A 3,756-nucleotide genomic window follows, 5' to 3' on the forward strand; every position below is an offset into this window, starting at 1 on the left:
CAGTTCTTCGGCTGAATAAAAAATAATACTTGTAAAAAGTTCAACAATAGTGTAGAATACTATTGATAAAAAATCACAAAGGATGAAATCAAATGGCAGAAAACAAAGATAAGCTTGCTAAGTTAGAAGCAAAGTATGATAAGGCTTATGAAAGAAAGGATGCACTTGCAGAGCAGATTGAAGCTCTCAGAAAGGAAATCCTTAACGAGTCTGATCAAAAGAAGAAAAACAAATTGCGTGCACAGAGAGATGAACTCATCAAAGAGCGTGACAGCATCATCATCACCGAAGATACTGTAAAAATCCCTATGGCTCCAAAGACAAAGAAGATTGTAACAGCTGTTGTTGCAATAATTGTTGTTATTGCACTTCTCTTTACATATGTTGCAACAGGCTTTGTTCGTAAGGGCGTTTCAGGAACTCTCGGCTGGCCGCAAAAGATTTTTACTGCATACACACTCACAGATGCAGACGGCGAAAAGCACAAAATCAAGGTAAATACATACAACTATTATTTTGCTATGTATTACAATAATCTTCAGTCAACAGTCAGCTCATATAAGCAGTACGGCATTGACCTTGACGAAGCAAATATGAATGTAGACTTTGACAAAAAGCTCTCTGAACAAACAAGAACAGAGGACGGCAAAACTCAAACTTGGCTTGAGTATGTTCAGGAACAGGTTGAGGATAGCATCAAGCATACATATATGAATTACTATCAGGCTGTAAAGGACAATAAGGGTAAAGAACCTGAAATTACAGATGACCAAAAGAAAGAACTTAAGGAAGCCCTTAAGAACTACAAGACATCTGCTCACAAGTATGGCTTTACAGTATCGGGTTATATCGAGGCTGCTATGGGTCACGGTGTAACAAAGGATGTATTTGTTCGTGAAGCAACTATTGCTTACATTGCAGAGAATTACGAATCAGACCACAAGGAAGATTCAGAAACAAAGACATATACAGATAAGGAACTTGAAGCATACAAGAAAAAGAACGAAGCAAAGCTCCAGTCTGTAGACATTAAGATGTTTGAGTGCGACAGCGAAGATGACGCAAAAGCATTCAAGAAGGCTCTTAAGGCTGACGGTTCAAACTTTGCTGACCTTGCTTCAAAGTACTCATCAGATGATTTTGACAAAAAGGCAAACAAGAACCCTGTTGAAACAACTTACAAAGACATTAACCGTATTTCAATGGAAGCTCTTTCATTTGCTCTTTGCACAGCAGATGACAAGGATAAGGACAAGTATCCGGGTCTTGATTGGCTCTATTCAGCAGACCGCAAGGCAGGCGATGTAAAGCAAGATTCAACAACTGTTGTATATGTTATTAAGCCTGCATATATGTCAAAGACAAAGACAGTTAATGTTCGTCATATTCTCATTGCTCCAACATCATCAAAGTCAAGCGATGACAGCTCATCATCTGCAAAGGATTGCACAGATAAGGAATGGGCAAAGGCAAAGAAGACAGCTGAAAAGGTACTTGCAAAGTACAACGAAGGCGACAAGACTTCAGAATCTTTCGCAACGCTTGCAAAGTCTAATTCATCAGACGGCAATGCAAGCGAAGGCGGTCTTTATGAAAATGTTGTTCCAAACCAAATGGTTCCAACATTCAATGCTTGGTGTTTCGATTCATCTCGTAAGGCTGGCGATGTTGGCATCGTTAAAACAGAATATGGCTATCATGTAATGTATTTTGAAGGCAAAAACGATCAGGCTGTATGGCAGTATATCGCACAGCAGAAACTTTCTGCACAGGAAAGCGAAGAAAAAGAGGATGCAGTTACTCTTAAGAAGAACTGGTTCGGTTCACGCTACTGCGAAATTGATACAGATATTGATGCTTAATTGACAATGAATTAATGGCGGGAGTTATCTCGCCATTAGTTGTTTAGATAAGGAATTTATTATGCCGTTGATACCAAATAAGGAAGTTGAACAATTAAAAAAAGAAAACGCTCGATTAAAAGCGGCACTTGGCGAGGCTGAATATGAATGTCAGCGCCTCACCATTATTAATTCTAACCTTGAGGCACAACTCAAGGAGTCAAACAGAGAACTCGAGAAGAATATTGATGTTCTTCAATCACTGAAAGGTGAAATAGAAACTCTTGTTGACAATTTAAAATCAAACGATAATAAGTAAATGAAGCCATTGCAGATTTGATTTTCTGCAATGGCTTTTGTCTATTCTGTGTATCTTTGCTCTTTTGTGTTGAGGTGACGAACATCAATGTAATCAGGCAAACCGTTTCTGTATGGAACTTGCGGAATACCGACAACAAGAGGTCTGACATAATTCAAGAACTCTTCTGTAACATAGTTCCCCTCGGCATTTATCCATTCTCTCGGAACAGTTTTAACTGCGTTTGCAACAACTCTCACATCCTCTGTGCCGTATTCAACACAGTACGGTGAATCTGATGTCCTCCTGATTGTTGAGAACACTCCTGTTTGACCGTCAACAGCCGCCTTGACTGCAACTTCACCAAGGCTGAACGCTTCGTTCATATCAGTGTGTGAGGCAATGTGAGCTGCACTTCTTTGCAAAACTCCCGGTTCAAGCGCTCTAACTTTACAGCCTATTTTGTTTTCGATAACGCTTTTGAGGTATGCACCGACACCGCTGAGCATAATGTGCCCAAACTTGTCTGTGTTTGATGCCTCTGCACTGATGTAGTTGCCGTCTTTGTCACGGATGCCCTCACTTACAACAATAATAACAGAGTTGTATTTTTCAAGCATATTGTTTACATCTTTGAGGAATTGTTCGGTTGAAAATGCAACTTCCGGCAAATAGATAAGGTGTGGAGCAAGTGCCGTGCCCTCTTTTGCAAGAGCCGCCGAGCCTGCAATCCAGCCTGCATCTCTGCCCATTGTTTCAATGATGTGGATACTTTTGATGTTGTAAATCGTTGTGTCGTATGCAACTTCTCTAACGCAAGATGCAATGTATTTTGCCGCACTGCCAAATCCCGGTGAATGGTCAATCCCAACAAGGTCGTTGTCGATTGTCTTTGGTATGCCAACAAATCTGACATCGCTGTTGATTTTTTTTGCGTATTCGCTCATCTGCTTAACGGTGTCCATAGAATCATTGCCGCCGATATAGAAAAAGTATCCGATGTTGTATTTTTCAAGCAATTCAAAAGCCTTTTCAAATTCTTCCTGCGAACCGCTCAATTTGTATCTGCAAGAGCCAAGATACATCGCCGGGGAGTGCTTGAGGCTGTTTATCATATACGGCTTGTTTTCAAATACAGAATTGAGGTCAATGAGGTGCTCGTTGAAAAATCCTTCAATGCCGTTTATCATTCCGTATACTTTGCCGATTTTTTCCTGTGCAAAGGCACAACTTATTGCACCTGCAAGCGATGAATTAATTACAGCAGTCGGTCCGCCCGATTGCCCGATTATCATATTTTTTTTGTTCATTTAGATTACTCCTGTCTTTGCAATCAACTACCTATTATATAGTCTTGTCCTTTCTTTTGCAATAATTATTTGTTTAATATTGTATAATTATTTTGTGAATTCAAAAAACACATTGTAATTGAATACAATGTGCCTTCTGATTTATATAGCGTGTCGAAAAAGTGTTTTCAGTACAATACAGGCTGTTGAGAAAGGTTCTGAATTTCGTTTTCTTGCGAACTTAGCTGTACCTCGTCAAAACATATTCCGTATAGAACAAAACAAAGTTTTGTAAATATACTACATATGTTTTTCCTCTTTCCAAAAA

Annotated in this window: 3 protein-coding genes; 2 read left to right on the forward strand and 1 reads right to left on the reverse strand. The window is 39.4% G+C overall.

Annotated features, from left to right (window positions below; all coding sequences use genetic code 11):
• The first annotated feature begins 92 nt into the window (after positions 1 to 92).
• Entirely contained in the window at positions 93 to 1,862 is a 1,770-nt protein-coding gene (locus B5D29_RS08465) for a peptidylprolyl isomerase (protein WP_078769123.1), read from the forward strand.
• Between the two features lie 61 nt (positions 1,863 to 1,923).
• Positions 1,924 to 2,160, forward strand: coding sequence for a hypothetical protein (locus tag B5D29_RS08470; RefSeq protein ID WP_078769124.1), 237 nt, complete (start codon positions 1,924 to 1,926; stop codon positions 2,158 to 2,160).
• A 41-nt stretch (positions 2,161 to 2,201) separates the two neighbouring features.
• Here B5D29_RS08470 and B5D29_RS08475 read toward each other — a convergent pair whose 3' ends face one another.
• Positions 2,202 to 3,449: a 6-phosphofructokinase gene (locus tag B5D29_RS08475; protein ID WP_078769125.1), complete on the reverse strand. Its 1,248-nt coding sequence runs from the start codon at positions 3,447 to 3,449 to the stop codon at positions 2,202 to 2,204.
• Positions 3,450 to 3,756: the final 307 nt, after the last annotated feature.

This window comes from Eubacterium coprostanoligenes (assembly GCF_900167205.1).
Taxonomy (GTDB): domain Bacteria; phylum Bacillota; class Clostridia; order Oscillospirales; family Acutalibacteraceae; genus Eubacterium_R; species Eubacterium_R coprostanoligenes.

Excerpts from the sequence above, each read along its gene's own strand:
- B5D29_RS08470 (WP_078769124.1), top strand. The coding sequence starts at position 1,924 with ATGCCGTTGATACCAAATAAGGAAGTTGAACAATTAAAAAAAGAAAAC.
- B5D29_RS08465 (WP_078769123.1), top strand. The coding sequence starts at position 93 with ATGGCAGAAAACAAAGATAAGCTTGCTAAGTTAGAAGCAAAGTATGAT.
- B5D29_RS08475 (WP_078769125.1), bottom strand. The coding sequence starts at position 3,449 with ATGAACAAAAAAAATATGATAATCGGGCAATCGGGCGGACCGACTGCT.